Genomic DNA, 26812 nt, shown 5'->3' with positions numbered 1-26812 from the left:
TTACCAACCAGGGTTTTGAGTCAGGTTTGGATTCCTGTCAATTTCTGTTTGAGGTATTGGCCACCAATAATGTTTTCCTTCGTTAAAGGTTCTTTCATGGAAGATCACTTTATTTTCGAAGTCATTTTTAGCTGTTTCCCATCTTAATTCATCGAAGTATCTTAATCCCTCAAAAGCAAGTTCTACTCTTCTTTCATGACGGATTTCTTCTCTTAAACCAGCTTGATCTAATGATGAATCAAAGTCTGGCATACTCACTCTTCTTCTTACTTGATTAAGTGCAGCAAATACATCTCCCGAAGGACCACTTAATTCATTTTTAGCTTCCGCAAACATTAATAATACATCTGCATATCTTAGTACCATGAAGTTTTTATCACCATCTTCATAAAGGCCCACTTCAGTACGGATATATTTTTGGATACCATATCTTGTTGCTTTTACAACGTTATCCCATTTAGCTTGATCCACCCATGGTTCTCCACCTCTTAAAACAGATACATCTAAGCGAGGGTCTCTATTGTTAAATTCTGCCCAGTAGTCAAAAATGCTTAATCCTTTTTCTTCTAATTGCTCTGCTGTTAATGGAATTCCTTTTTCATCTGACCACTCTGAGAATGGAGTTGCATCTGGATCATCTTCTGGTTTTAAACCATTCTTTGTATAAAAATCATATACTAAGTTTGGCAGTACACCAAAGTGAGATTGAGGTTGTTTTTTGTAAGTACCACTAAACTTCTCACCTGACTTCATGTTCGATACAAATTGTACAGAGAAAATAGACTCCTCACTGTTTTGTCCTTCATTAGAGAATAAGAATGCATAGTCATCTACTAAACTGTATTTCCCTGAGTTAATCACTTCCTCACAGTCTTTTACCGCATTTTCATATTGTTTATTGTATAGATAAACTCTTGCTCTAAGTGCTAATGCGGCATATTTATTAATTCTACCTGGAGTTTCTCCTGAATCAGGTAGTAGTTCTATAGCAGTAGATAAGTCTTCAATGATTTGATTAACGACTTCTTCATTAGAAGACTTCTCGATTTTTGCTTCTTCTGGTGAAACAACCTTTAAGATCAGCGGCACATTTTTGAATAACATAGATAAGTTATTGTAAAATAATGCTCTAAGGAAATAGGCTTCTCCAAGTGAAGTATCTTTAAGGTCTTCGTCAATATTCATTCCTGGAGCATTGTCTAAGATCTCATTCGCTCTTCGAATACCTTTGTAATTATCATTCCAAACCCAGTTGATTCTTTCAACTGCAGGGTTATGTTGACCTACACTGATATCCCAGTATTGCATCCAAGTCCATTCATTGTAGCCATTGTCACTAATGACATCTAAATCTCTATAGCCTCGGCCAAACATTTCTTCGGGAGTAAGGCTCTCGTAGGCTGCAGTGACTGCTAATTCCAAGTGTTCTTCTGTGTTCCAGAATGAATCTTGATTTAATGTATTATTATCTTTAAGCTCTAAGAAGTTGCTACATGACATACATGAAGCAGCGCTTAATAATGTGATTAATGCTTTTTTCATGGTTTGTTGATTAGAATGTGATGTTTGTACCAAAAGTTAGTGTTGTTGTCTGAGGGTATGCTTCGTTTCTAGATTGACTTGCATAACGTTCAGGATCCCAATGCTCTAATTGTGTCCAAGTGATAGGATTGGTTGAATTGGCAAAAATTCTAAAGTTTTGCACTTTCAATTTCTTACAAACATTTTGACTAAATGTATACCCCACTTCAATGTTTTTCAATCTTAGGTAAGAAGCATCTTCTACCCAGAATGAAGAGATTTCTTCATTATTTACATTACCTAATCTTGGTTTTGTAGCATTAGGGTTTTCAGGTGTCCAACGATCCATCCAATCAGTTGTCCAGTTCATTAAGTTATTTCCAGCTCCACTATGGTTACCTGTTGACGATGAGTAGATGTCAACATTTTGTACTCCTTGTAAAAAGACTTTCAAATCGAACCCTTTGTAAGCGATACCTAAGTTGATACCATAAGTGTACTCAGGGTTAGGGTTACCAATAATAGTTCTGTCTTTGTCATCAATTACACCGTCACCATTAATATCTTCATAGATTAAATCACCTAATTGTGGTGTTTGTCCGTCGATATATGGGTAACTTTCTAAGTCTTCTTCAGTTCTGTAAATTCCAGTGTTGTTATATCCATAGAATGAACCGATTGGTGAACCTTCCATATTTACTTGGCGGTTGTTTGGATATTGAGTTTCTCCCTGCATACTGATGATTTCGTTATCGATATGTGTGACGTTGAAACCAATATTGTATTCAATACCAGTATTACCAATAGTATTGTAGTGATTGACTGCTAATTCCCATCCTGTGTTTTTCACTCTACCAGCATTTTGATAAGCAGGTGAAGTAATACCAGTGGCACCCGGAATTGGTAATTTCAATAAGATATCATCCGTATCTTTTACAAAGTAATCTGCAGTTACAGTCAATTTATCATCCCAGAATCCTAAATCTGCACCAATGCCATAAGATGTAGTAGTTTCCCATTTAATATCTGGATTGGCTAAGTCGATTACTGCTAAACCACCGCTGTAAATTTGTGATCCATCAAAAGGATAACCATCAGTAGGAGTGTAAGACTGAGAATAAGGGTAGTAACCGATTTTATCATTTCCTAGCTGTCCCCAGTTGGCTCTAATTTTACCAAATGACAAAAAGTTTTCGCTTTCTAAAAATGCTTCGTTAGAGAAGATCCAACCCGCAGATAACGCTGGGAAGATAGCATAACGATTATTAGAAGGGAACTTTGAAGAACCATCCGTTCTAAGGTTTGCCTCTATTAAGTAGCGATCATCATAACTATATTGTACTCTACCAAATACCGACATTAATCTAGATTCGTTGAATGTACCATCCACAGTTGGATTACTACCAGATCCAATTTCTGTCAAGTCATTACTTGGTAGGTCAGTAACTTTTGCTTTCATCCACTTGTGTTTGTAGGTATTCATAGTTGTACCTGCAAGTAAGTTGATGCTATGTCTATTCAGCTTTTTCTCATAATTAACAGTGTTTTCCCATTGTACAGTTTCATATGTATTTGAGATATCCTGTAATGAATTTTGTTGTCTACCTACATCAGAATCATTACCATCACTATCCGTTAATTGGAAAGTATACTTATGAGTCTTATTAAACGCCTGAGTATATGAATAACTGAAGTTTGTTCTAAACGTAAGCCCTTGTACTGGATTAAACTCTAAATAAGGGTTGATTGTATTTTTATTTGACTTAGTGGTCTTACGTGAAGCTTCAGTGGCATAAAATACAGGGTTCTTAGTATTAATTTCATATGGATTACCAGATGCAGATCCCCATGAACCATCAGGATTGAAAACAGGCACTAAAGGAGAGGAGTTAGCAATTAACCTCATTACACCTTGATCGTCTGTATCACCTGATTCTTCTGCTGTTTTTACTGCACCAAAGAAGTTAGTACCAAAAGTAAAGCCTTTTCCTAACTCACTTTTTAAGTTTATTCTATAGTTTAAACGCTCTGCAGAAGTACCATACATGATACCATTTTGATCTAAGTAACCAAGTGATGCCAAATATTGTGTCTTACCTACTTTTTGTGTTAGTGAAACTTGGTGGTTTTGGAAGAATGCTCCATCCTTAAATGTTTCATCTGCCCAATCAGTATTTCCATATTTATAAGGATCTGTTCCTGCCTTCGCAATGGCAATTTCCTCGTCAGTATAAATTGGAGATCTACCTGCGTTTACACTAGCCTCATTTTTTAATGTCATGTAATCCCAACTATCTAAGAAGTCTGGAAGAACAGTCGCTTTTTGAACACCAGCGTAACCATTATAAGATAATTTGATTTTTTCGTTCTTGCCACCCTTTTTAGTTGTAACTAAGATTACACCATTGGCCGCTCTAGTACCATAGATTGAAGCCGATGCTGCATCCTTTAATACAGACACACTTTCAATATCTGATGGAAGGATATCTTGCATACTACCCGGAATACCATCAATTAAAACTAGGGGACTAGAGTTGTTTAGTGTACCATTACCACGAATAGTAATTTCAGCTCCAGCTCCTGGCTTACCACCTGACTGTGTTAACTGAACACCAGCGATTCTACCTTGTAATAATGTTTCTGTGTTAGTGATAGCTTGGTTACCGATATCTTTATCAGGCGTAACCACACCTACAGCACCAGTTAGATTTTCTTTCTTTTGTGTACCATAACCTACAACTACTATCTCAGAAAGTAATTCAGTTGACTCTTCTAATACAATATCAAAATTTTGATTTGTACCAACTACTACTTCTTGAGCTTCATAACCCATAAAGCTAAATAGAATAGTATTGTCTGATGATACACCCGCTAATGTGAATTCACCATCAAAATTTGTAATTGTACCAGTAGTGGTAGATTTAATTTTAATGTTAACACCAGGAAGTGGTATACCACTTTGGTCTTTAACAACTCCGGAAATAGTCTTGTCTTGAGCCTGAACAGTTAGCCCTAGAAAGATCATACTAAGCACAAGTAGATAGCGAAATGTTTGTGCTTGCTTCAGTGAATAAAAACTTTTCATAAAATAAAAAATACTTTAATTGATGGCTAAAAAACTTCTATTTGTTCTATAGAAATAGAATTGCCGATTCATTTCATTTTAAAGTGTGTTTGTAACGTTTGTACAAATTTGATGAGTTGTTTAATTTTATGTCTGTCCATTTTCGTCAATGGGTGACGAAAATATTTCTTTCTGCTTAAGTAGTTGGAAATAAGTAAAATAACAGTGTTAGTGATTATTCTCGTCAAAGATGAATGACCGATTTGGTCAATTAATTGATGAAATTAGTCAATAACAAATATACATTAAACTCTATTTTTGTGGTGTATTTGTAACGTTTAATATGTTAATCACTATATAATGTTTGTCAATAATGGTTTGGTCAAAGCGATATATTTTCTTTTTTAGTTTACTGTCACTCTTCTCCTGTAAGAGCGAAAAAAGTAAGCATTATAAAACCACCGAGAAGTTACCAAATATTCTTTTTATAATAGCAGATGATTTAGGAGCACATGACTTATCAACAACGGGGTCACAATATTATGAGACACCTAATATAGATGGACTAGCGGCGAAGGGTATACAGTTCGATCAAGGTTATGCTTCTTGCCAAGTTTGTAGTCCTTCAAGAGCAAGTATTATGACAGGGAAGTCACCAGCTAGGCACGGAATAACAGATTGGATCGGTGCACTTGAAGGTGAAAAGTGGCGTAAGAAGAAAAGAAATAATAAACTATTGCCTGCCTATTATCAACATGCATTAGATACTTCTTATGTAACCATGCCGGAAGCTTTTAAAGAACATGGATATACCACTTTCTTTGCTGGTAAATGGCACATAGGTGATGAGGGATCTTTACCTGAAGACCATGGTTTTGATATCAATATTGGAGGGTTTGAAGCTGGTTCGCCTAAAGGAGGTTACTTTTCACCCTATAAAAACCCAAGATTGGAAGATGGACCCAAAGGTGAAAACTTAAGCATGCGTCTAGCCAATGAAACGGTAGCTTTTATGAAGAATAATAAGGACAATCCGTTTTTTGCTTGCCTATCATTTTATGCTGTTCATGGTCCTATTCAGACAACGGAGGAGAAATGGAAAAAATACAGAGATAAAGCAACAACTAAAGAAATAGATCCAACAGGATATAAAATGGGTAAGTTCTTACCAATCCGTCAATATCAAGATAACCCAGTCTATGCAGGCTTAGTTGAATCAATGGATGATGCTGTCGGTAGAGTATTATCTTCTTTAGATGAATTAGGTTTAAGCGAGAATACTATCATTGTCTTTACAGGAGATAACGGTGGTGTATCTGCAGGAGATTCATTCTCTACATCAAACCTTCCATTAAAAGGTGGGAAAGGATATCAATTTGAAGGGGGACTAAGAACACCTTACATTATAAAAGTTCCTGGTAATAAGCATCAAGGAATACATAGTGATGTTCCTGTAACAGGAACAGATTTCTACCCAACCTTATTGGACCTTGCAGGGTTACCACTGTATCCAGAACAACATCAAGATGGAATCAGTGTAGCTCCAATATTTGAGGGAAAAAAAACAGAAGAAAGAGCTATAGTATGGCATTATCCTCATTATGGTAATCAGGGTGGTGAACCTTCTTCAGTGATTCGTTCTGGAAAATGGAAACTGATTCATTATTATGAAGACAATAGAGAAGAGTTATACAATTTGGAGGAAGATGGTGGTGAATTAACTGATTTATCCGCTGACTATCCTTCTATTGTGAAAAACTTAAGTGATGGATTATTTACTTATCTGAATGATTTAGGGGCAAACTATCCTGAAGAAGATAAACTTTGGACAAAGGACAAAGAGGATAAATATCTGAATAAGGTTGGAACAGTAAAAATGAAAAGCTTAGAGAAAAGCCGTATCAATATGTTAGGTGAAACGTACCAACCCAATGCAGATTGGTGGGGAAGCCAACTGATTGTTGATTAATTCTTCTAACGAGAAATAGGCAATAGTTTTAAATATTATAACTATTGTCTATTTTTTTCTAAATATTTCTTAGTGTAAATTTAACGCTAATTAAACTCGGGTTAAATGAATAGACTACTACATTTTTTTGTTCTTTTATTTATTACCAACATTGGCTTAGCCGATTCGAAAGAAGACTATTTATACGAATACCTGAATGTATCTAACGGACTGTCGAATAACTCTGTAACTAGAGTAGTTAAAGATCATTTGGGGCAATTATGGTTTGCAAGTAGTGAAGGTATTGTCAAATTGGATGCACAAGGTTTTGAATATTTCAAACCCTCTAAAAGGTATGACCAATTGATCAGTGAAGATATTGAGACCTTAGAATTAGGGGCAAATAATATATTGTGGGTAGGAACAAAAAGTGGTGGTTTATCTGCTTATGACATTGCAAAAGACCAGTTTACAAGTTATAATCATATATTTGAAAAATATATTCCAAAGAATTCATACCTCAGAATTATCTCTTTGAAAGAAACTTCTTCTGGACATTTATATGTGGGCACTTGGTATCATGGTTTTTTTGTGATTGATTTAAATACGGGAGAACTTATATTTCATCGAAAAGACAAGAAAGTAATACAATCCATTATAGAAGTAAACAACGGGAATATTTGGTATGGTACATCTGGTAGTTTATTTGAATACGATGTTCATGAAAGAAAAGTAAAGAAACATTTTGTAGATAAAGTTCGATGGATAACGAAATTAACCTATGATAAAAATAGAGACCTTATATATTTTGGTTCTAGTACCTCTTTAAATCAGTTTGACCTTAAAACGCATGTCAATAAAAAAATTGGCGGAAAAAATTCTGATAAATTACGATTAATCAATTCATTATTAATTGATAAACAAGGAAGACTTTGGGTAGGAACATGGAAGGATGGACTCTACAGAAGTAACCCAGAGAAAACACACTTCACCAAAATTGATCTATTGCCTGACGCTGAAATCAATAAGAATTATGAAGGGATTACTGATATTCTAATTGATGACCTTGGTATTATTTGGATTACAACTACTCATGGAGGTGTGGTAAGGTTAACCGAAAACAGAGGAATTTATAAAGTAGCGAACTCTCATCGAGAGAATATAGGTTTTACGGACAATAACATCAATAGTATATTTGTCGACTCACATAACAATCAATGGGTAGGAACTAAGAATGGGGGTTTGGTATATAAGAGTGCATCTGATAATAATTATAAGGAAATTACTGTCACTAAAAACCAACTAATTAATGCCTTCCAAGAGATCAATGGTTCTATGTATGTGGGCGCCTCTAATGGTTTGTATATTTTCCCTCTCAATGATCCCAATAAGAAGCATCAGTTGTTTGGATCAACTAGATTTAGAAAAATAAAATCCATTTACCATGATCAATCAACAAAGTCCATCTGGTTCGGTTTACAACAAAGTGGTCTTGCAACAATTAAGAGTGACATAGTATTCTCTCTTGACCAGATTACTTTTTATGCTCCCGATGTGAGAAAAGAGAATAAATTCGTTTCAGATAGAGTTGAACATATCATTGCAGGAAACAATAATTCCATATGGATTGGGTCTTATCATGGCTTGTTCAGATGGAACACAACCACCAACAAATACCAATTTATAGATCTAAAAAGTAATTTCGATTTTCCGTCAAATATCATATTATCACTTTATACAACTCCTAGTTTAGATACTCTTTTTGTGGGAAGTGCGAAAGGGTTATTAGTATTAGATAATACTGGAGAAGAATTACAATTTATCGATTTTTTCGATCAGTCATCTGGTTTAGAAAATGATTGTATCAATGCCATTACTTTAGATCAAAAAGGCTTAGTATGGCTAGGATTATCAAAAGGGATAAGTAGCATTGATTTATCAACCAATACCATTCAGAACTATACAAAAGAAGATGGAGTTAATGTTTCTTCTATAAATATTGATGCAGTATTTAATACGAATGATCTGATTTATTTTGGTGGACAGAAAGGTCTACTTGTTTTCTCTCCACAGTTCCTTGATACAAAGAAAACGATTCCACAATTATACTTTTCTAAAGTATTTATCGATAATAAGAACATAAGTGTAGGAGATAGCTTACATCAAAAAATCATATTAGATAAAATATTGGCCTTTACTAAAGAAATTGATCTTACATATAGAGAGAAGGTCATTCGATTAGACTTTAATACGAATAATTATATCGATCAAAAAAATATCACTTATTATTATAGAGTTAAATCTATATCTGATCAATGGATTAATAATCAGCATACCACAAGTATCACATTTACTCAGCTGCCGGTTGGTGAAAATATTATAGAGATTAAAGGCTGTAAAAATGGTGAATGTGGAGAATCAACTCAACTACAAATAAACATTAGTCCAGCACCTTGGCAAACAACCACTGCTTATGTGATCTATGTAATTGTTGTATTAATTATATTTTATGGAGTGTTCAGTTTCTTTATTAGAAAGGAAAAACTGGAGAACAAAATCAAACTAGTCAATATTGAGAAAGAAAAAGAACACGAAATCACAGAAGCGAAAGTAAGGTTCTTTACCAATATTTCTCATGAGATTAGAACTCCACTCACATTAATCCATTCGCCATTGGAGGAAATATTGGAAGAGGAAGACCTTCCCAATAAATACAGAACAAAACTTCAGATTATAAATAAAAACGCCAATAGCTTATTGGTATTAGTTAATCAATTACTTGATTTTAGGAAGGTTGAAAATAATAAAATCACACTTTCTTATCAATTTGTCTCACTCAAGAAACTAATAGAAAATAAATGTTGGGAGTTTCAGTCACTTATTCAAACTGCTGGTTTAAAGTTAGACTTTCAAACCAAGGTATCAGAAAATCAACTTTATAAACTAGATCAGGAAAAGATTGAAATTGTGATTAATAACTTGATCTCAAATGCTATAAAATTTACACCAAGAGGTAAAAAAATCACAGTCAATTTAGAAATAGACGAGAAAATTAAAATTAGTATTAGAGACGAAGGAGTAGGGATAAAAACAGAAGACCTCGACGCAATCTTCACAAGATATTACCAAGGAAGTACGAAAGAACTTACTGAACAAAGAGGAACTGGAATCGGGCTATCTCTATCTAAGAACATTATCAACCTGCATGATGGTGAAATCTATGTAGAAAGTACAGAAAACGAAGGAAGTACTTTTATCATAGAATTACCTATAATAGAAACCAAAGAATCTGAAGTTGAGAACAAAATTGAAGATCGACCAATAAATAAAAATAATACCTTATTGTTGGTAGATGATAACCATGATATTTTACAATACTTGGAATCAATATTTACAGATCAATACCATATTCTAACTGCGACAAATGGGAAAGAAGGGTTAGAAATAATGAATAAACAAGATGTAGATTGTGTCATATCCGATGTAATGATGCCAGTGATGGATGGTCTCACTTTTTGTAAAGAGGTGAAAGGTAAACCGGAATTACAACATATTCCTTTCTTACTACTTACAGCAAATGCAACGACAGAAAATGAACTAGAAAGTTTAGGATTAGGAGCTAATGATTTCTTAAGAAAACCTTTTAATAGCAAGGTGATTAAAGAAAAAGTAAAAAACCTTCTCGCCTATAAGTTACAATTGATCACTTTCTATCGATCGACCCTTAACCCAATACAAAAAGCAGAACCAAAGATAGATAAACCATTAACAGAAGACGAGAAGTTTATCCAGAACGCCGTACAGTTTATTGAAGATAATATAGACAATGATGAATTGAATGTAGAAGTACTGGCTCACCATATGGCAATGAGTCAATCCACCATTTATAGGAAGCTTAAAGCATTGACAAATAATACTATAGTTGGGTTTATACGTTCAGTTCGACTTAAAAAAGCAGCACAATTAATTTTAGAGACAGATGATTCAATAAAGGTAATTGCTGAAAATGTTGGAATTAACGATGTGAGATACTTTAATAGAGAGTTTAAAAAACAATATGAAGTAGATCCTAGTGTGTATAAGGAATATCAACTAGATGATAATACCTGATTTTTGTTCTATAATACAATCTAGGTATGTATTTTGTGATACAAATAAACAACTAATTCTCAATGTTACTTATATTATGAACAGATCGATTACCTTAAAAACATTTTATTTTACATTGCATGTTATCTTTTCAATTTCTATGCTTTGCCTTATCTATATTTTTAGATTTGGAATGGAAGAGTTTAATGTGATAGAAGTAGTGAAGGATAATAAGTACTTGCTACCTTTAATATTATTTATCAGTTGGAGAATGAATTTTAAAATTAAATCATAAAGATCATCTTCCTGTGGATTGCTTCATAACATTGATTACTACTGGAGTATTGGTGTTGATAGAATATCACTAATTGAATATATCTAGTGCGTAATGGATAAAGTATTAACTTCCTTCTCTTTCTCATTAACTTCCTTTTTTTATCAAAGATTGATTGAAATCTCTTTAACATATATAAGAATTGAGAAGGAGTATCTCCTAATTTCTATTCACAAGTAATGCCTCACATTTTACTGCTTTTCTAAATAATAGTATTAAAATCATACAATTATTTACGTAATGTATAGGATTATATTAAGAATATTGAACTTAATGTATTTATAGCTTCACTATGGAATAACCTTTCTAAGGAATCACCGTAATGTATCTTAAATTTAAATTAATGTTAATATTATAAATGTAAACTAGATGAAAAAATTCTACTATTCTAATATTGAATGATACTATCGAACAGAAATAATATACAAAACATATTAAACGTTGTATTATTCTAAGATGTTTTAAGTAGTTATTACGGATTTGCTTAAAAAGTTAATGAATATTAATATGTTGCAATTACAAGACGTTCAACATCTACAACTTTTTAATTTTTCATACTATGCTACACAATCTTAAAGAATAATTCATCTCAGCATTTATTTTAAAAATTGAGCAAACTGGTGCTCTTTATTTAAATGGATCTTTTAAGATCATAACATTAGGTATCAAATCTTATTTAAACTATTTTACTACGCTAAAAGTGTTTTAATCGGTTACTAAATTTACTACATCACGACTCTATATTTTTCTCGTAAACTATGAGGCTTATACTACTACTCTTACTAAATCTACTAATATTTAGTTTGTCTCTGTATGCGCAATCTGGAATTGTAGTACAAGGTATTGCAAGAAACTCCGCATATGCAGCCATAAAAAGTCAGGAATTGACTTTCAGTTTCACATTAAAAGATGAAACATCTCAAACTGTCTTTTCAGAAGAATCTACTATTACAACAGACCCTTATGGTGTCTATCAGCATGTACTTGGTACAGGTGTAGGAGATGACTTTTCAACTGTGGATTTTAATGCTAGCGAATTATCTATGATCGTTAGTGTGATTTATAATGGAAATACTTTAGTCATTTCAGACGCTCCATTTTATTATGTTCCCTATGCCAAATCAGTTGATAAAGCGACGTTTGTTGACGATGCTGAAACAACACCTTACTCCAATGATGGCTGTCCTGTCGGTACAATTGTAGCCTATGTTGGTATTGAATCAACAGTTCCAGACGGTTGGTTAGTTTGTGATGGTAGTATTATCCCAAGCGAAAGTAGTCTCAGAGATTTAATCAACTCAACGACTACTCCAGATTTGAGGGGAATGTTTCTAAGAAACATTGAAACAAGTGCTAGGTACCGACTAGAAAATGGAAGTTATGCAGAAGGTCCAGCTTTAAATGAAATACAAAAAGACCTTTTTGAAGAACATCGACATTATGCCTCTTTAACTTCAAGTGAAGACGGAGCACATACCCATGTAATTGATGCAGATGAAGCCAGTAATGTAGGTGGGGATGGTCCTGATAAAGTCTTAAAAAATTCAGGTCATGAGTCAACAGTTTACAGAGAAAATACAGTCTCTGCAGGAGCACATGATCATGATGTTGAAGGATACACAAACAATACTGGAGCTATTGATACCCGACCTATTAATTACGGTATCTTATTTATTATCAAGATATAATTAATCTCAACGACTTTTACTTTCTATCTCGTAACTATGAAACTCTTATATATATCTTTCTTTTCATTTCTCTTGAGCCTAAGTGTGAATGCACAAACAGGTATTGTCATTCAAGGTATTGCAAGAACAAGTGCACATACAGCAATTCAAAATGAAACAATGACATTTACTTTTGCTATTAAAAATACTCTGAATCATACAAAATTTACAGAAACTCAGGTGATCCAAACAGATGATTACGGTGTTTTTTCACATGTAATTGGTACTGGAACTGGTGGAGACCTTAACAATGTAGACTTCAGCGAAGATGAAATGTCATTAAGAATCAGTGTTGAATATAATGGAAACACGATTGTAATTTCAGAGGAACCTTTCCAATATGTTCCCTATGCAAAATCAGCTGAAAAAGCAGTTGCAGCGGTAACAGCAGAGACATCGATTTATGCAGATAATGGTTGCCCTGTGGGTACGATTATGCCTTTCCTTGGTACTTGGAGGGATGTTCCTGATGGATGGTTATTATGCAATGGTCAATCAATACCACAGTCGAGTGATTTGATCGGAGTATTACAAGATACCAATGTACCGGATTTAAGAGGTCTATTTTTAAGAGGAATCGGGACAAACGGAGAATATACAACGACTGGCGGCTCTGCGCCCGTTGGTCCTTCATTAAATCAAGTACAAAAAGATCAAATTCAATCACATAATCACTACTTAGATATATCTACTTCAACAGATGGAGCCCATGTTCATGAAATTGACGCGGATAATGCAAGTGATGTTCTCGATAGTGAAGATGGAGATAGAGTATTAAATAACAAGGGTAATGAAAGTGAAGATTATGATGAAAATACTTTATCAGCAGGTGATCATACCCATACTTTCTCAGGTAATACACATAATACAGGTGATAACGAAACACGTCCAATTGCTTACGGTGTAAACTATATCATTAAATATTAAGATCTCCCATTTAAATAAATGCATATGAAAAATATTTATTTCATACTACTTCTAATTTTCGGAGTTGTAAATGGGAGGAATGTACTCGCTCAAGACGATGAATTTGCTCCTAAAGTATTTACAGGTTCAGGAGGTAATCAGCAAAGACTAATTACTTCCGATGGATCTTATATCGATTTTCAGATTGGTAGCCCTATTATGTTAGGGAATATGCCTCATAATTCGAATAGTATTTCTTTAGGGTTTCCCTATAACCGATTATATGCCTTCCCAACTTTTAGCCATGATGGTTTTGAAGTATCTAAAGGATATTATGGGGATAAAATCTTAATTCAATGGGAAGTTTTTGATAATAATCAAGACATCACCAACTTTAAAATCTACAGAAGAGTATTCGACGATAACAATGTCAATGATGAAGATAATTTCGTAGAAATTGCCCAATTGGCAAGTGATGTTTATGAGTACGAAGACCCTTATGTAGATGGTAGCGTAATCTATGAATATAAATTACAAGCCAATGGAATCTCAGCTATTCCAAAGGAGTTCCTGACTTATATTACTGGGGTAGGTTATAGAAATCCTACAGCAATAGTTTCAGGAAATATATCATTTGAAGGGGGAAACCCTGTAAAAGATGTTGTGGTAAGAGCGGAACCTGAAGGCAGCATTATTTCAGTAGGAAGCAGTGTTGAATTCGATGGAAGCGGTTACCTTACTTTAAACTTGACAGAAGATGAAATTTCTGATAGCCTAACAATTCAGTCTTGGTTTAAAACTGCAACTACTTCGGTGTCGGGTACACTGTTTGAATTAGAGCCATTATCTTCTTCTGTTGGTAATTATTCATTGAAGATGGAAACCTCGTCTTCTGATATCAACTTTATTGTAGCGGATCATCATAATTATACTTATGAGATTCATTTAGAGGATTCTCTACCTTCTGGCCTTGTTGATGGTAGAGGTGCAGATATCTTACTTCCTATAGATGAGATCTTAGATCAGTTCAATAATATCTCATTAGTGCTAAAAGAAAATAAAGCTCCTTTGCTTTATTTGAATGGCCGATTGATGAATGAGGAGTATAATGCAACTTTACCAGAAGAGTATATTGGACCTACAATTACTATTACTGATGATAATAATTGGACGTACGCAGCCTACAAAGAAGGGAGTTTTGATGTATTTGTTGGAGAAGGGTTCTCAGGAAATATTGATGAATTTAGATATTGGAAAAGAAGCCTAACTGATGCTAAGGTTAGAGCAGATTTTAGAAGATATCTTGGTGGCGACGAGGCAGACTTTGTCGCTTACATTCGAATGGATGAAGCAAATGGTGAATATGCATATGATCTTTCAAAAGTAAGTTTTGAATTCAATAAAAATCATGCAACTATAATTAATGGTACTTGGTCTGATGTCATCCCAACAGCAAGTCAATTAGGAGTCTACGGTATTACAGACGAATATGGTAATTATGTTATTTCTGCTATTCCATATTCAGGAAACGGAGCATCATATACTATTATCCCAATGTTTGGAGTACATGAATTTGATCCAATCCGACAAGTAACCTTTTTAGGAAAAGGTTCTGAGGTAGCTAATGGGATTGACTTTAGTGATATTTCAGCATTTATTTTTAAAGGTGTGGTCATGTATGATGTGACGAATGTTTTTGATCCAATAGAAACATTATCAGACGTTATTCAAATACAAGAAGAAGGCTACAACCAATATAGAGTTACCACCTCATCGGGTGAAAGGCTTTTAAACAAAGCAGATTACTATGCTCCTGATATAAATGGTACAGTTATCTACGACCAACCGAATGTATTCCTCGAAGGGGCAAATATTTACATTGATGGTGAATTGGTATTAGATGAGAATAAAAATCCGGTTGAAACGGAGTCTGATGGATCATTTAATATCAGCGTTCCGATCGGAGATCACTTTATTGAGGTCAAGAAAAATAACCACACATTAGTACATGCAGGCCGTTTCCCATCTACAGGATTTTTCGAGTTTTTTGAACATCAGGAAAGTCAAAGAGTTTTTGTTGATACAACAAAAGTGACTGTAGTCGGAAGAGTGACAGGTGGTGCTGTAGAATCATCAAAAGAAATTGGTTTTGGTTATGATGGTTCTGTTCATTATGAATTCTATTCAGAAACGGATTCAGCATATTTTGAATCAGTTTCTTCAATAAATAATATTGGTTCAGCAAAAATAACTTTTAGCTACTTACCAGAAGGTGCAGACCCTGTTACAGGATCACTAAAACATCAAGTAACAACAAATGATGAAACAGGGGAATATAGAGTGGAACTTTTACCTCTATCTTACGGAATTGAAGCAGATGAAGTGGTTATTCCAAGTAATACCAACTTAAGATTATTGTCTCTTAGAGAAGAAGTGGATTTTTCTGAAGTGATAGATCCTGTGATGTCAGAATTTAAGGACGATGATGACAATATTCTTTTACTTTCTAATCCATATCAATATGTACAAAGCTTTAGTTATAGATCTACACCAGAGATTAGTGTTTTATCACAAGAATCTGAAGAAATAGTAACGATTGAAGGAGTTGATTACGATACAGAAGGTTTTGAATTTCCGGTGTACAGTCAGTTCCAAACTTATGGTGTTGAATTATATTCTTACGAGAAGTACGAAAACTTTGATGTAGACCCTAATAACCCTGTTCGTTATGATGTACCTGTGGTTGATGGTGAGTTTATCATCAATAATAATTTAGCATTAGATGATTCAGAATCACTGACAGTAAGAGCTGATGACCAAAGTAAAGCGTTGTATACTTTTAGAGCTGGTGCTCCTTCGGTCTCATTACCATTTACCAAAAATATCAATATCAAATTAAGAGTAAAGAATATTGATTATGAGCCAATTTCTTATTTGAAAGAAGGGATAATTCTAGGAGGTCAATCTGATGGATCACAGACATTTGTAACCGCAGCACCTGATATTCCAGATATTATTTTAAGAGACCCTCCTGGTTCTAATAGTTTTGCAACCATTGAGGCTGGTGAATCTTTTACTTTCTCTAAAACTCTTGCTACAAGCTCTTCTATTGCTTCTGCAATGTCTAGTACGGTCAGTATGGGGGCAGATTTCAAGATCGGTGGTGGATTAGCAGGACCTGTAGTGGAAATTGAATCTACTCTTGATTATGAATACGGTATCGGGGTGGAAGTTAGTTCAGATGATGCCAGTACAATTACTAAAACATATACATTCTCACAAGCGATTTCTACAAGCGATGACCCGAATTATGTAGGAGCTGATGGAGACTTATATATAGGTCAATCTATGAACTATTATTATGGTACTTATGATAATATTGAACCTAAATTAGAAGCGGTAGATGGAAGAGATGTATATACTTTGACCAATACAAACGGAGACAAGATTTATGTCAATAAAATGAAGGCCATGTACTTTAATGAAGAGCCTTCAGAGACTTTATTTATCTACTCTCAAAACCATATCCTAGGAACGTTAATTCCCGAATTAGAATTGATTGTTGAAAATATCGATAATGGTTCTGTAGACCCTGACAATACCCCTGGTATGTTATCTAGAGCCGAATATGTTCAACAAATCGATTTATGGCAGAAGATTGTACAGAATAATGAACGTACAAAATATATGGCATTGTCTGAAAGAGAGGCTTTAAAAACGGAATTATTTAATACTACTCTTTTCTTAGAGCAAGGTGATGATTTTTATGATTTTGCAGATAATAATTTCTCTGAGAATATCTCTTACGATGCTGGTGTTGGTGAATTAACAAGAACAATTGAAACAGTAAAAGTAACAGGTGATGAATATGAATATACAGTAGCTGTAGATGCTTTATTTGCTACGACTGTTGGTTTAGAAACTAACGGTATTGGTTTTGAAGGATCGGTTGAAGCGAGTGCTGCTAACAGCGAAACGAAAGTAATTGGTACTGAAAATGAAGAGACCTTAACTGTTTCGTATACTTTTATTGATCAGGATGATGATAACTTCTTAAGTGTCGATGTGATTAATACATTTGACGGTAATGGTCCAGTATTTAGTACCATCGGAGGTAGAACTTCTTGCCCTTATGAAGATGCAGCTGAATCAGAGTTTTATGTTCATGATGGTTTTGATCCCAATGTTTTAGGTGAAGGTGGAGAACAACTTTCTTATGCTACCCAAAAGGTGGAAGATCCAATGATATCAGTTGAAGTTGCGAGCCTAACAGATATCAATGAATCTGGACAAGCTGAGTTTTTATTGTATTTAGAAAATAATAGTGCTTCTGAGTCGGATGTGAACTTCCAGTTATTAGTGGATAATACTACTAATCCTAATAGTGCAGAATTAAATATTCAAAAAAATGGGGAAATTGTTTATATCCCATATGGACAAAAAGTACCGTTCGCCTTAACCTTGAAGAAGACTATTTCTGATGTTTATGAATATGAGGATATAAGAATCATTTTAGCATCATTATGTGATGATATTGGAGATTTGAATGTATATGATGAAGTTTATGTTTCTGCCAGTTTTGTTCCAAGTTGTTCGATGGTACAAATTGACCTACCATTAGATAATTGGGTGAAAAACACAACTAATACTTATAACGACGATGGGACAGTAAATGGTGTGCCTATCCAGTTGTCAGGATATAATAGAACATTCCAGAACTTTGATAGAATCGAATTAGAATATAGAAAATCGACTTCGCCATCATGGACAAGGCTAAAAAGCTACTATAACGCTCAAGAAGATTATGATTATGCGGAGTCAATTGGAAAAAGTAATATCGAATTAATTACTGAAAATACCATTCATTATACATGGGATATTACCGACCCATTATTGGACGATGGATCTTATGAAGTAAGAGCAATATCTTATTGTAAAAATGGAACTGAATTTACATCAGATATTATTTCGGGGACGATTGATTTAAATACTCCGGTTGTATTTGGTACGCCAACTCCTTCAGACGGAATTTTAAATGTTGGAGAAGATTTAAAGGTGCAGTTTAATGAGAATATCATTTATAACTCGGCAATCAGTAAAATTGAGATTACTGGAGAAACGAATCAACAGGATGTAAAGCATAATGTATCGGTATATTTTACAGGAGAATCAAATACTTTGTTTCTAGAGAACCCTCCAATAAAAAATGGAGACTTGTCTATTGAGTTTTGGATGAATAATGCGACTGTAGCTGGTAATGCCACAATTTTCAGTCAAGTTAATGGAACATCTTTAACAGTGAGTGGCACAAGTTTGACATGGAATTTAGGAGGAGAATCAGTAACAGGGATTATAAGTAATGATGGCCTTTTCCATCACTATACTTTAACTTATGATGATTCTAATGGTAAAATGGCGATCTACCAAGACGATACAGAATTAGATTTTACTGTAACTGATGAACTAGAGATCATCAATTCAAATCCACTAATTATTGGTGGGAATACCTTCATAGGAAATATCCATGACTTCAGAATCTGGGATAAGTTCTTATCTCTTTCTGTTGCTTACTCAAATATGTATAGCAAATTGGTAGGTTCTGAAGTAGGCCTAAAGGGTTTTTGGCCGATGAATGAAGGACAAGGTGAGCTATGCTATGATAAAGCAAGAAATCGCCATGGTATTATGGGAGCTGATTGGGACATTAAACCAAAAGGTACTTCTTATGCATTCGATGGAATCGACTATTTAACACTAGACAATGTTGATTATGTTCAGTTAACTAGTGAAATGGATGTGACTTTATCATTCTGGATTAAAGCAGATGAAGCTCAAGAATCAACAATTTTCTCCAACGGAAGAGGAAACGGAGAAGATATTATTCAAGCAAATGGAGCAGCAAATAAATGGTCTGTTGATCTTACAACAGATGGTAAATTATACCTTGAAAATGAAGGTACAGCTTATGAATTGACCCATGAAATTATTGATGGGGGATGGCATCATATTGCGATGATACTTACTCGTCAAGGGACATTGAAGACCTATGTTGATGCTGAACTTATTTCATCTAATGCTGCTACAGGAATATCCGGTTTCTCAGGGAATATGATATGGATAGGAGCAAGAGGTTATTATGATGGAGGGAGTACTATTGTTGACCGTCAGTTTAAAGGACATCTAGACGAAGTTCGCCTTTGGAATACTGCTAGAACAAAAGAACAAATTACTAGAGACGCTTTCAATGAAGTAGATTACAATACTACTGGTTTGATGTTGTATTTAGATATGAATGCCCCAGATCCATTGACATCTGATGGACCAACATATTACCATGCCTTTAAAAACGAGACAGTGATTTCGACCAAGGCGTTAATTCCATTTACCAATACATTCTCTGATGATGCTCCTAAGATCAAGCCAAGTAGAGAATTGGAAAGCTTTGAAATTTATCATGTGATTAATGGTGATGAATTATTGTTAAGTCCAATCATCAGTAACTATGCTGTTTTAGAAGGACAAACTGTAGATATTACAGTACATAGAATGTTTGATGAAGCAGGTAACTTACAGCAATCACCAATTACTTGGACAGCTTATGTTAGAAGAAATGAAGTGTCTTGGTATGTTGGTGATGAGACAGATTACTTGTCTATCGAAAAGCAAGTAGGAACATCGAGTTCATTTGAAATCACAATTGCCAATGAAGGTGGTAAAGATCAACCATTTTTTATTGAGAATATTCCTACTTGGTTAACATTATCTGAAACAGGAGGGACTTTATCACCAGATAGTAAAAAAGTAATTACAGCGACCATAGATCCAAACTTATCAATTGGGCAATATAACCTAGACTTGTATCTGAATACAGACTATGATTATGATGAGAAAGTAAAGCTGGATTTAAGGGTGTTTGAAGTAGAGCCAGAATGGTCTGTTGATCCAATAGATTATGCTTACAATATGAACATCATCGGTAAAATTAAAATCGATGGAGTATTCTCAGAAGATAGTCATACTAAGATTGGTGCATTTGTAAATGGAGAACCAAGAGGAGAAGCAAGCTTAGCATACGATGAATTTTACGACGACTATTTCGTTTTCTTGGGGATTTACAGTAATGAAATCTCTGGTGAAGATATAGAATTCCGTATATGGGATGCTTTGGCGGGTAAAGCATTGAATGCGAGTATCAATGATTTAGAAACGATTGAATTTATCAACGATCAGGTGATTGGTTATAAGACGAACCCTGCCATTTTCGAGGATACTAATATCGTTCAACAAACTATAGTGTTAAATGATGGATGGACTTGGTTATCCTTCTTCGTTGATCAAGAATCTTTCAGCGATATCAACACCATGACAGCAGAATTAGATTTAACCAACCAAGATAGAATCTACTCTCAAACGTATTTTGATACTTATGATAGTATTTCAGGTTGGACAGGTACTCTTTCAGCTTTTGGTGGATTAAATGCTGAAAAGATGTATAAAATCAAATTAGAAAAGGAAAATATATTATCTCTGGAAGGACATGAAATAGATCTTGAAGATTTAGAGGTAAGTCTAAAAGAAGGATGGAACTGGCTTTCATATCCATTAGCTAAGAATATGAATGTAAATGATGCTTTGGCTCATTTAGAAGCTTCAAATGGAGACATTTTAAAGAGTCAACATGCTTTTGCAATCTATGATCAATTTAGCGGTTGGACAGGTTCATTGAACTATTTGGAAGATGGAATTGGGTATATGTTGAAAACACAAAATGAACAATCATTTACTTATCCAAGCTATTTATCGAATGCTAGAACACATGTTGTTTCTAATCACAATAATAGCGAAGAGGTAGCTTCAACTAATTTTGTATTGACTTCATATCCTACCAATATGAATGCGGTTGTATTAGTAGATGATGAAGTGAGCCAGGTAATTATCAAAGATGTAAATGGCAATATTAGAGGTATAGCACCAACAAATACTATAGAAGATAGAAAGCTAGCCTTTATCACAATGTTTGCTGATAATGAAGAGCATCTTAAATACTATATAGAAGTGGGAGAAAAAGAGATTGAAACTGAAAAAGAATTACAGTTTCAATCAGATGCATTACTTGGTACTATTGCTCAACCTGTAGATCTCCGTCAAGGAAATTACGCTGAGGAGATGAATGTTTATCCAGTGCCATTTGATAAAAAAGTTTCGGTTTCACTCTTCCATGAAAATGAAGAAAAAGCGAATGTAAGTGTGTTGGATATCAATGGTAAAGTGATGCTTTCTTCAGAAATGACTTTACAAAAAGGGGCGAATCAATGGGATATGTCATTGAATCTTTCTTCTGGAGTATATCTAATACATATCACTACTCCTTCTAAAACTTACACTAAACGTATTGTAAAATAACTAATGATTCCCTTATTATCTTCAACCGATAATAAGGGAATACATCAAGATATGATGAAAAAACTATCCATATTACTTTGTATTCTCCTTGGTTGGGTAACCATGGTAAATGCTCAAACTCCTGATTGGGATTTTGATTTGAATGCATATCAATACAGCATGTCTTTAACGGCTTTTATCGCTGTCGATGATGTGGTATTGACTAATGAAAATGATTTTGTAGGTGTATTTGATGGTGATGAATGTCGAGGATTCACACAATTAATCTATATAGAGTCTACTGACAGGTATTTGGCTTATTTACAGTTCTATTCTAACACAAATGGAGAGGAGTTAAACTTTAAAATTTACAACTCAGAAAAAGACGAGGTAGTTGATGTATCACAAACTATTACGTTTGCAATTGATGAACATTATGGAAATGTTTTTCAAGCATACAGTATAGCAGAACCAAGTCTTAATACAGTAGCTACTTTCAGTATTAATGGATTTGAAGAGGTAGAAATTCTAAACTCTTCAACATCAAATGATACCTTATACTACCAAATGGAATATGGCACAGATTTAAGAAAACTAACTCCTGATGTAGAAATAAGTGAAGGGGCTTCGCTCTATAATGGAAGAACACCTTTAACCTTATTTGATACCAATGAGGAAGTTGATTTTAGCAATCCGATTAATATAGATGTCATGTCAGAGGACCAATCGAAGATTCAGTCTTATGTGATAAAAGTTGAATTGAAGAATAGAGAGTTAGAAGAAGCTCCAGTTTGGTCGGTAGATCCAACGATCTATACTTACAGTATGAACATTATCGGTAAAATTAAAATATCCGGTGACTTTTCATCAGATCTATACACAAAAGTTGGAGCGTTTGTGAATGGTGAAGAAAGAGGTGAAGCGGTATTGGAATATGATGATGCTTATGATGATTATTATATCTATTTAAGTATTTATAGCAATACTATTTCAGGAGAAGAAATCGAATTCAAAATTTGGGATGCCTTTGCAGGAAAATCTCTTCATGCAGTAATTGATGAACAAGAAAGCATTGAATTTATCAGTGATCAATTGTTGGGTAACCTTGCAGAACCAGTTGTTTTTGAGAATACTGATATTGTTCAGCAGATTATTTCTTTAAATTCTGGTTGGACATGGTTGTCTTTGTTTATTGATAAAGATGATTATTACGATGTCAATGCTTTAACAGAAAACCTAGAATTATCTGACTTAGATAGAATCTACGATCAGTATAATTTTGATATGTATGATGAGCGAATTGGTTGGACAGGTTCGTTAAGTGCTTCAGGAGGTGTAGATCCAACAAAGATGTATAAAACAAAATTGGCTCAAGAAAATTTCTTATCTCTGGAAGGTCAGGTAGTCGATACCGATGATCTTGTAATTTCACTTCATGAAGGTTGGAATTGGTTATCTTATCCAATTTCTAAAACCATGAGTGTTACAGAGGCCCTGGAAAACTTAGATGCCCAAGATGGCGATATTATTAAGAGTCAAAACTCATTTGCCATTTATGCCACATTAAAAGGTTGGACAGGTACTTTATCTCAATTAGAAGCAGGAAAAGGTTATATGATCAAGACGGGCAAGACTCAAGAATTTTCATATCCTTCAACTACCTTTACTTCCAATACAAGAACAAAAACATCAACTGTAATTCCAACTACAACATTTCTTTTACCTCAATATTCAACCAATATGAATGCGGTAGTAGAAGTTGATGATTTAATTGAGAATGTGCAAGTAGTAGATGAGGAAGGGAATATTAGGGGAGAATCAACTACATCAATTGTAGAAAATAAGAATTTGGTATTTCTAACCATTTTCGCTGAAGAAGGTGAAAAACTATTTTTCCTATTAAACGGAGAAAAGACAGTCGATTCATTCCAATTTACATCAGATGCATTGCTAGGAGACTTAGAACAACCTTATACTTTAAGTAATCCGCAGATTGATAAAGGTATATCGGTTTATCCTATTCCATTTGATCATCAAATGACTTGTTCTATTATTCATACACAAGAAGAAAAAGCTTGGGTTGAAGTGATTGATATGAATGGTAAATCCATCTTTAAAAATGAACAAATTTTACAACAAGGTTTGAACAGTTGGAATCTACAATTACAGGTCAATCCAGGGGTTTATTTATTACATATTTCAACACCTACCACTTCATATACAAAACGTATTCTAAAATAATTTAACGATCAGGCTTTATTGAAAAAGCGAATACAAGGCACAATGAAAAAACTATCAATATTACTCTTAGGAATCTTTTATCTGACTTTTCCAACATTGGCACAAAATGGAAATTGGAACGTTAATGTAAATGATTATCAGTACACGATGTCATTAACAGCTTTTATCGCTGTAGATGGAGAAGTTCTCCAAAGTACAGAAGATAAAGTTGCTGTATTTAATGGAAGTACTTGTAGAGGAGTCACCAACTTGATATATGTAGAGGCTATAGATAAATACCTAGCCTATTTAACGATCTATTCTAATAGCAACAATGAAGAATTGTCATTTAAAATCTACAAATCAGATGAAGACAAAGAAGTTGAAGTACAAGAAATCATAACTTTTGCAATCGATGAACATTATGGAGATGTTTTTCAATCTTACAGTATTGCTGAACCTCAGCTAAGTACTTCTGTAGAACTTGAAATTGAAAGTTTCAATAATGTTGAAATATTGGATAGTTACCAGATTGAAGATTCTTTGTTTTATGTGGTGGATTTTGATGCAGACCTAACGAATTTATATCCTAACTTTTCGATGAGTGAAGGAGCAAGTATGTATCAAGACCGGGTACAAATGAATGACAGTAGTGTAGGTATCAATTTTACAGATTCGATGGTAGTTGATGTGATGTCAGAAGATCAATCTACCATGAAAACCTATACTATTTTTGTCGATAATCGTTTTGCTAATGACCAAACAGAAATTATCTATTTTGCTGTTGATGGTATTATTCTAGATTCCTCAATAGACGACGAAAGAGTATGGCTATTATTACCCTTTGGTACCCAAATTAGTGATGTAACGGTCGATTATGAGATCTCTGAAAATGCTTATTTGTATTATCAAGATTCACTAATAAATAGTGGACAAAAGTTAAACCTAACATTGGGTGATACGCTAAAAGTGGTTTCTGAAAATCTGGCCAATGAACAATCCTATGTATTAGATATTGAATTTAATGGTTTAGGAGATGGTGTAGAAGCTCAAGCGACCAATGTAATTACACCAAATAATGATGGGTATAATGATTATTGGATCGTCAATGAAATTGATCGTTTAAGTGAGGCAAAATTTCAAATATATACGATCAATGGTACAATCCTTTATGAATCTATAGGTTATGATAACACTTGGAATGGCTATTATAAAGGTCAGCCGTTGCCGGTTGGTAATTACTATTATCAAATTACAAATAATGCTACAGGAGAGTTTTTCTCTGGTGAAATATTAATTGTTTACTAAGTCTGTATCATCATGAAAAAATTACTTCTATTACTCTCGTTTTTTACTTTATTATTTTCTTCAACTTTTGGTCAACATAGATCATTCTTATTTAATAATACTGAAGAAGAATACATTTATACACCTAGTAATGATATAGACAATGAATTGGCTTATTTAGGACATCAAACAGATGGATCTCAGAGCAGTTCAATACAATCAATCATTGCGGGTGTTAGGATGAAGGCTAAAGAGAATATTATGTTTGGCGTACAATTTCTTCAGTCATCAGAAACCCTATTAGACAACAATACATTGGCTATTAACTTTACTCAGAGATTTAATCTTAATAAACTGAGTGATTTATCATTTAATATTGGTACAGGTTTATTCAATACAAATTATACAGCAGGAGACTTAGTGTATTTGAATCCTGATGATCCTGTTTTAAGCGACAATATGGATTTGTATAGTTTTCATATCAATACATCGGCAAGTTATGTTTTTAGAAATCGATTTACGATCAATATTGGCCTTCCATATTTATTGAAAAGAGGAAATTTTAATACAGATGAATTTGTATTTAATATGGGTTACAAAATCATGACAAAAGAGATTGATTATACTATACAAGGTAATGTGGACCGTTGGAGCAAAGAACTTATATATGGAGCTTCAGTTCGTGGAAAATGGAATGATATACTAGGGATTACTTTAGGGGGTGATAACTTTAGAGTTTATGGCGGTACGGAGATTAATGTAAAAAATTTAGGGATAGAATATGTCTATGCACAAAACCATAGCAAGCAACTAAATTCACACCCAACACATCAGTTTGTTTTAAGCTACAGATTAAAAACAAAGAAAAAAGACAATTCTGTTAAGCTATCCATGAAAAAACAAGAGCAGAAACAGACATTGATATTAAGAAAACTGCAAGAGCAAAATGAGCAATTGCAACATGCTACGGATATCATTAGTGAGCAAGAACAAGTAATTATGGATTTGACTCAGCGAATTGATGAAATCTCTAACCATGAAGATGTATATGAAACGAGGTTTAGTATCTCTGCTCAAGAAGATGTATCGACAGAAGACGGAATCTACTTCCTAATTATTGCTGCAGCAAATACAGAAAAAGAGTTAGATTCTATTAAAGCGGCCTTAAAACCAATGGGAATAAATGGAAAGATCATCTTTAATAATGAAACTAATTATTATTATCTGTTCATCGATCAGTTTAAAGAAAGGGAAGATGCAGTGAAGAAGATGAAAGAATTAAGAGAAATTGGATTAGATAAAACATGGATTCATGTATATAATTAATCTTGATG

General features: G+C 33.9%; 10 protein-coding genes. 8 read left to right on the top strand and 2 right to left on the bottom strand.

Translation table 11 applies throughout. The features are described from left to right. Positions 1-1542, bottom strand: a complete 1542-nt coding sequence (locus tag HGP29_RS25670; protein WP_168885330.1) for a RagB/SusD family nutrient uptake outer membrane protein — start codon at positions 1540-1542, stop codon at positions 1-3. A 10-nt stretch (positions 1543-1552) separates the two neighbouring features. Further along, the gene (locus HGP29_RS25665; protein WP_168885329.1) at positions 1553-4606 is read right to left on the bottom strand and encodes a SusC/RagA family TonB-linked outer membrane protein; all 3054 of its coding nucleotides are present in this window, start codon (positions 4604-4606) and stop codon (positions 1553-1555) included. 352 nt (positions 4607-4958) lie between these two features. Between HGP29_RS25665 and HGP29_RS25660 the strand changes: the two genes are divergently transcribed. The 8 genes from HGP29_RS25660 to HGP29_RS25625 all read left to right on the top strand — a co-directional run bounded on the left by HGP29_RS25660 (position 4959) and on the right by HGP29_RS25625 (position 26804). Next, a complete protein-coding gene (locus tag HGP29_RS25660) occupies positions 4959-6554 on the top strand; it encodes a sulfatase (RefSeq protein ID WP_168885328.1) in 1596 nt (531 codons plus the stop codon). A gap of 105 nt (positions 6555-6659) precedes the next feature. Further along, positions 6660-10643: a hybrid sensor histidine kinase/response regulator transcription factor gene (locus HGP29_RS25655; protein ID WP_168885327.1), complete on the top strand. Its 3984-nt coding sequence runs from the start codon at positions 6660-6662 to the stop codon at positions 10641-10643. A gap of 1116 nt (positions 10644-11759) precedes the next feature. Then, positions 11760-12644: a phage tail protein gene (locus tag HGP29_RS25650; RefSeq protein WP_168885326.1), complete on the top strand. Its 885-nt coding sequence runs from the start codon at positions 11760-11762 to the stop codon at positions 12642-12644. A gap of 36 nt (positions 12645-12680) precedes the next feature. Further along, positions 12681-13610 (top strand): tail fiber protein, encoded by a 930-nt coding sequence (locus HGP29_RS25645; protein WP_168885325.1) that lies wholly within the window; start codon positions 12681-12683, stop codon positions 13608-13610. Between the two features lie 24 nt (positions 13611-13634). After that, positions 13635-21992 (top strand): LamG-like jellyroll fold domain-containing protein, encoded by an 8358-nt coding sequence (locus HGP29_RS25640; RefSeq protein WP_168885324.1) that lies wholly within the window; start codon positions 13635-13637, stop codon positions 21990-21992. A gap of 3 nt (positions 21993-21995) precedes the next feature. Beyond that, positions 21996-24212, top strand: a complete 2217-nt coding sequence (locus HGP29_RS25635) for a T9SS type A sorting domain-containing protein (RefSeq protein WP_168885323.1) — start codon at positions 21996-21998, stop codon at positions 24210-24212. Positions 24213-24254: 42 nt separating this feature from the next. Then, the gene (locus HGP29_RS25630; protein WP_168885322.1) at positions 24255-25499 is read left to right on the top strand and encodes a T9SS type B sorting domain-containing protein; all 1245 of its coding nucleotides are present in this window, start codon (positions 24255-24257) and stop codon (positions 25497-25499) included. A gap of 12 nt (positions 25500-25511) precedes the next feature. Next, positions 25512-26804: an SPOR domain-containing protein gene (locus HGP29_RS25625; RefSeq protein WP_168885321.1), complete on the top strand. Its 1293-nt coding sequence runs from the start codon at positions 25512-25514 to the stop codon at positions 26802-26804. Positions 26805-26812: the final 8 nt, after the last annotated feature.

The sequence above is a fragment of the Flammeovirga agarivorans genome (genome assembly GCF_012641475.1).
GTDB lineage: Bacteria > Bacteroidota > Bacteroidia > Cytophagales > Flammeovirgaceae > Flammeovirga > Flammeovirga agarivorans.
This window is presented reverse-complemented; position numbering and strand designations above follow the sequence as displayed.

Coding starts and splice junctions, on each gene's coding strand:
- HGP29_RS25670 (WP_168885330.1), bottom strand. CDS start 1,542: ATGAAAAAAGCATTAATCACATTATTAAGCGCTGCTTCATGTATGTCA.
- HGP29_RS25665 (WP_168885329.1), bottom strand. CDS start 4,606: ATGAAAAGTTTTTATTCACTGAAGCAAGCACAAACATTTCGCTATCTA.
- HGP29_RS25660 (WP_168885328.1), top strand. CDS start 4,959: ATGGTTTGGTCAAAGCGATATATTTTCTTTTTTAGTTTACTGTCACTC.
- HGP29_RS25655 (WP_168885327.1), top strand. CDS start 6,660: ATGAATAGACTACTACATTTTTTTGTTCTTTTATTTATTACCAACATT.
- HGP29_RS25645 (WP_168885325.1), top strand. CDS start 12,681: ATGAAACTCTTATATATATCTTTCTTTTCATTTCTCTTGAGCCTAAGT.
- HGP29_RS25640 (WP_168885324.1), top strand. CDS start 13,635: ATGAAAAATATTTATTTCATACTACTTCTAATTTTCGGAGTTGTAAAT.
- HGP29_RS25635 (WP_168885323.1), top strand. CDS start 21,996: ATGATTCCCTTATTATCTTCAACCGATAATAAGGGAATACATCAAGAT.
- HGP29_RS25630 (WP_168885322.1), top strand. CDS start 24,255: ATGAAAAAACTATCAATATTACTCTTAGGAATCTTTTATCTGACTTTT.
- HGP29_RS25625 (WP_168885321.1), top strand. CDS start 25,512: ATGAAAAAATTACTTCTATTACTCTCGTTTTTTACTTTATTATTTTCT.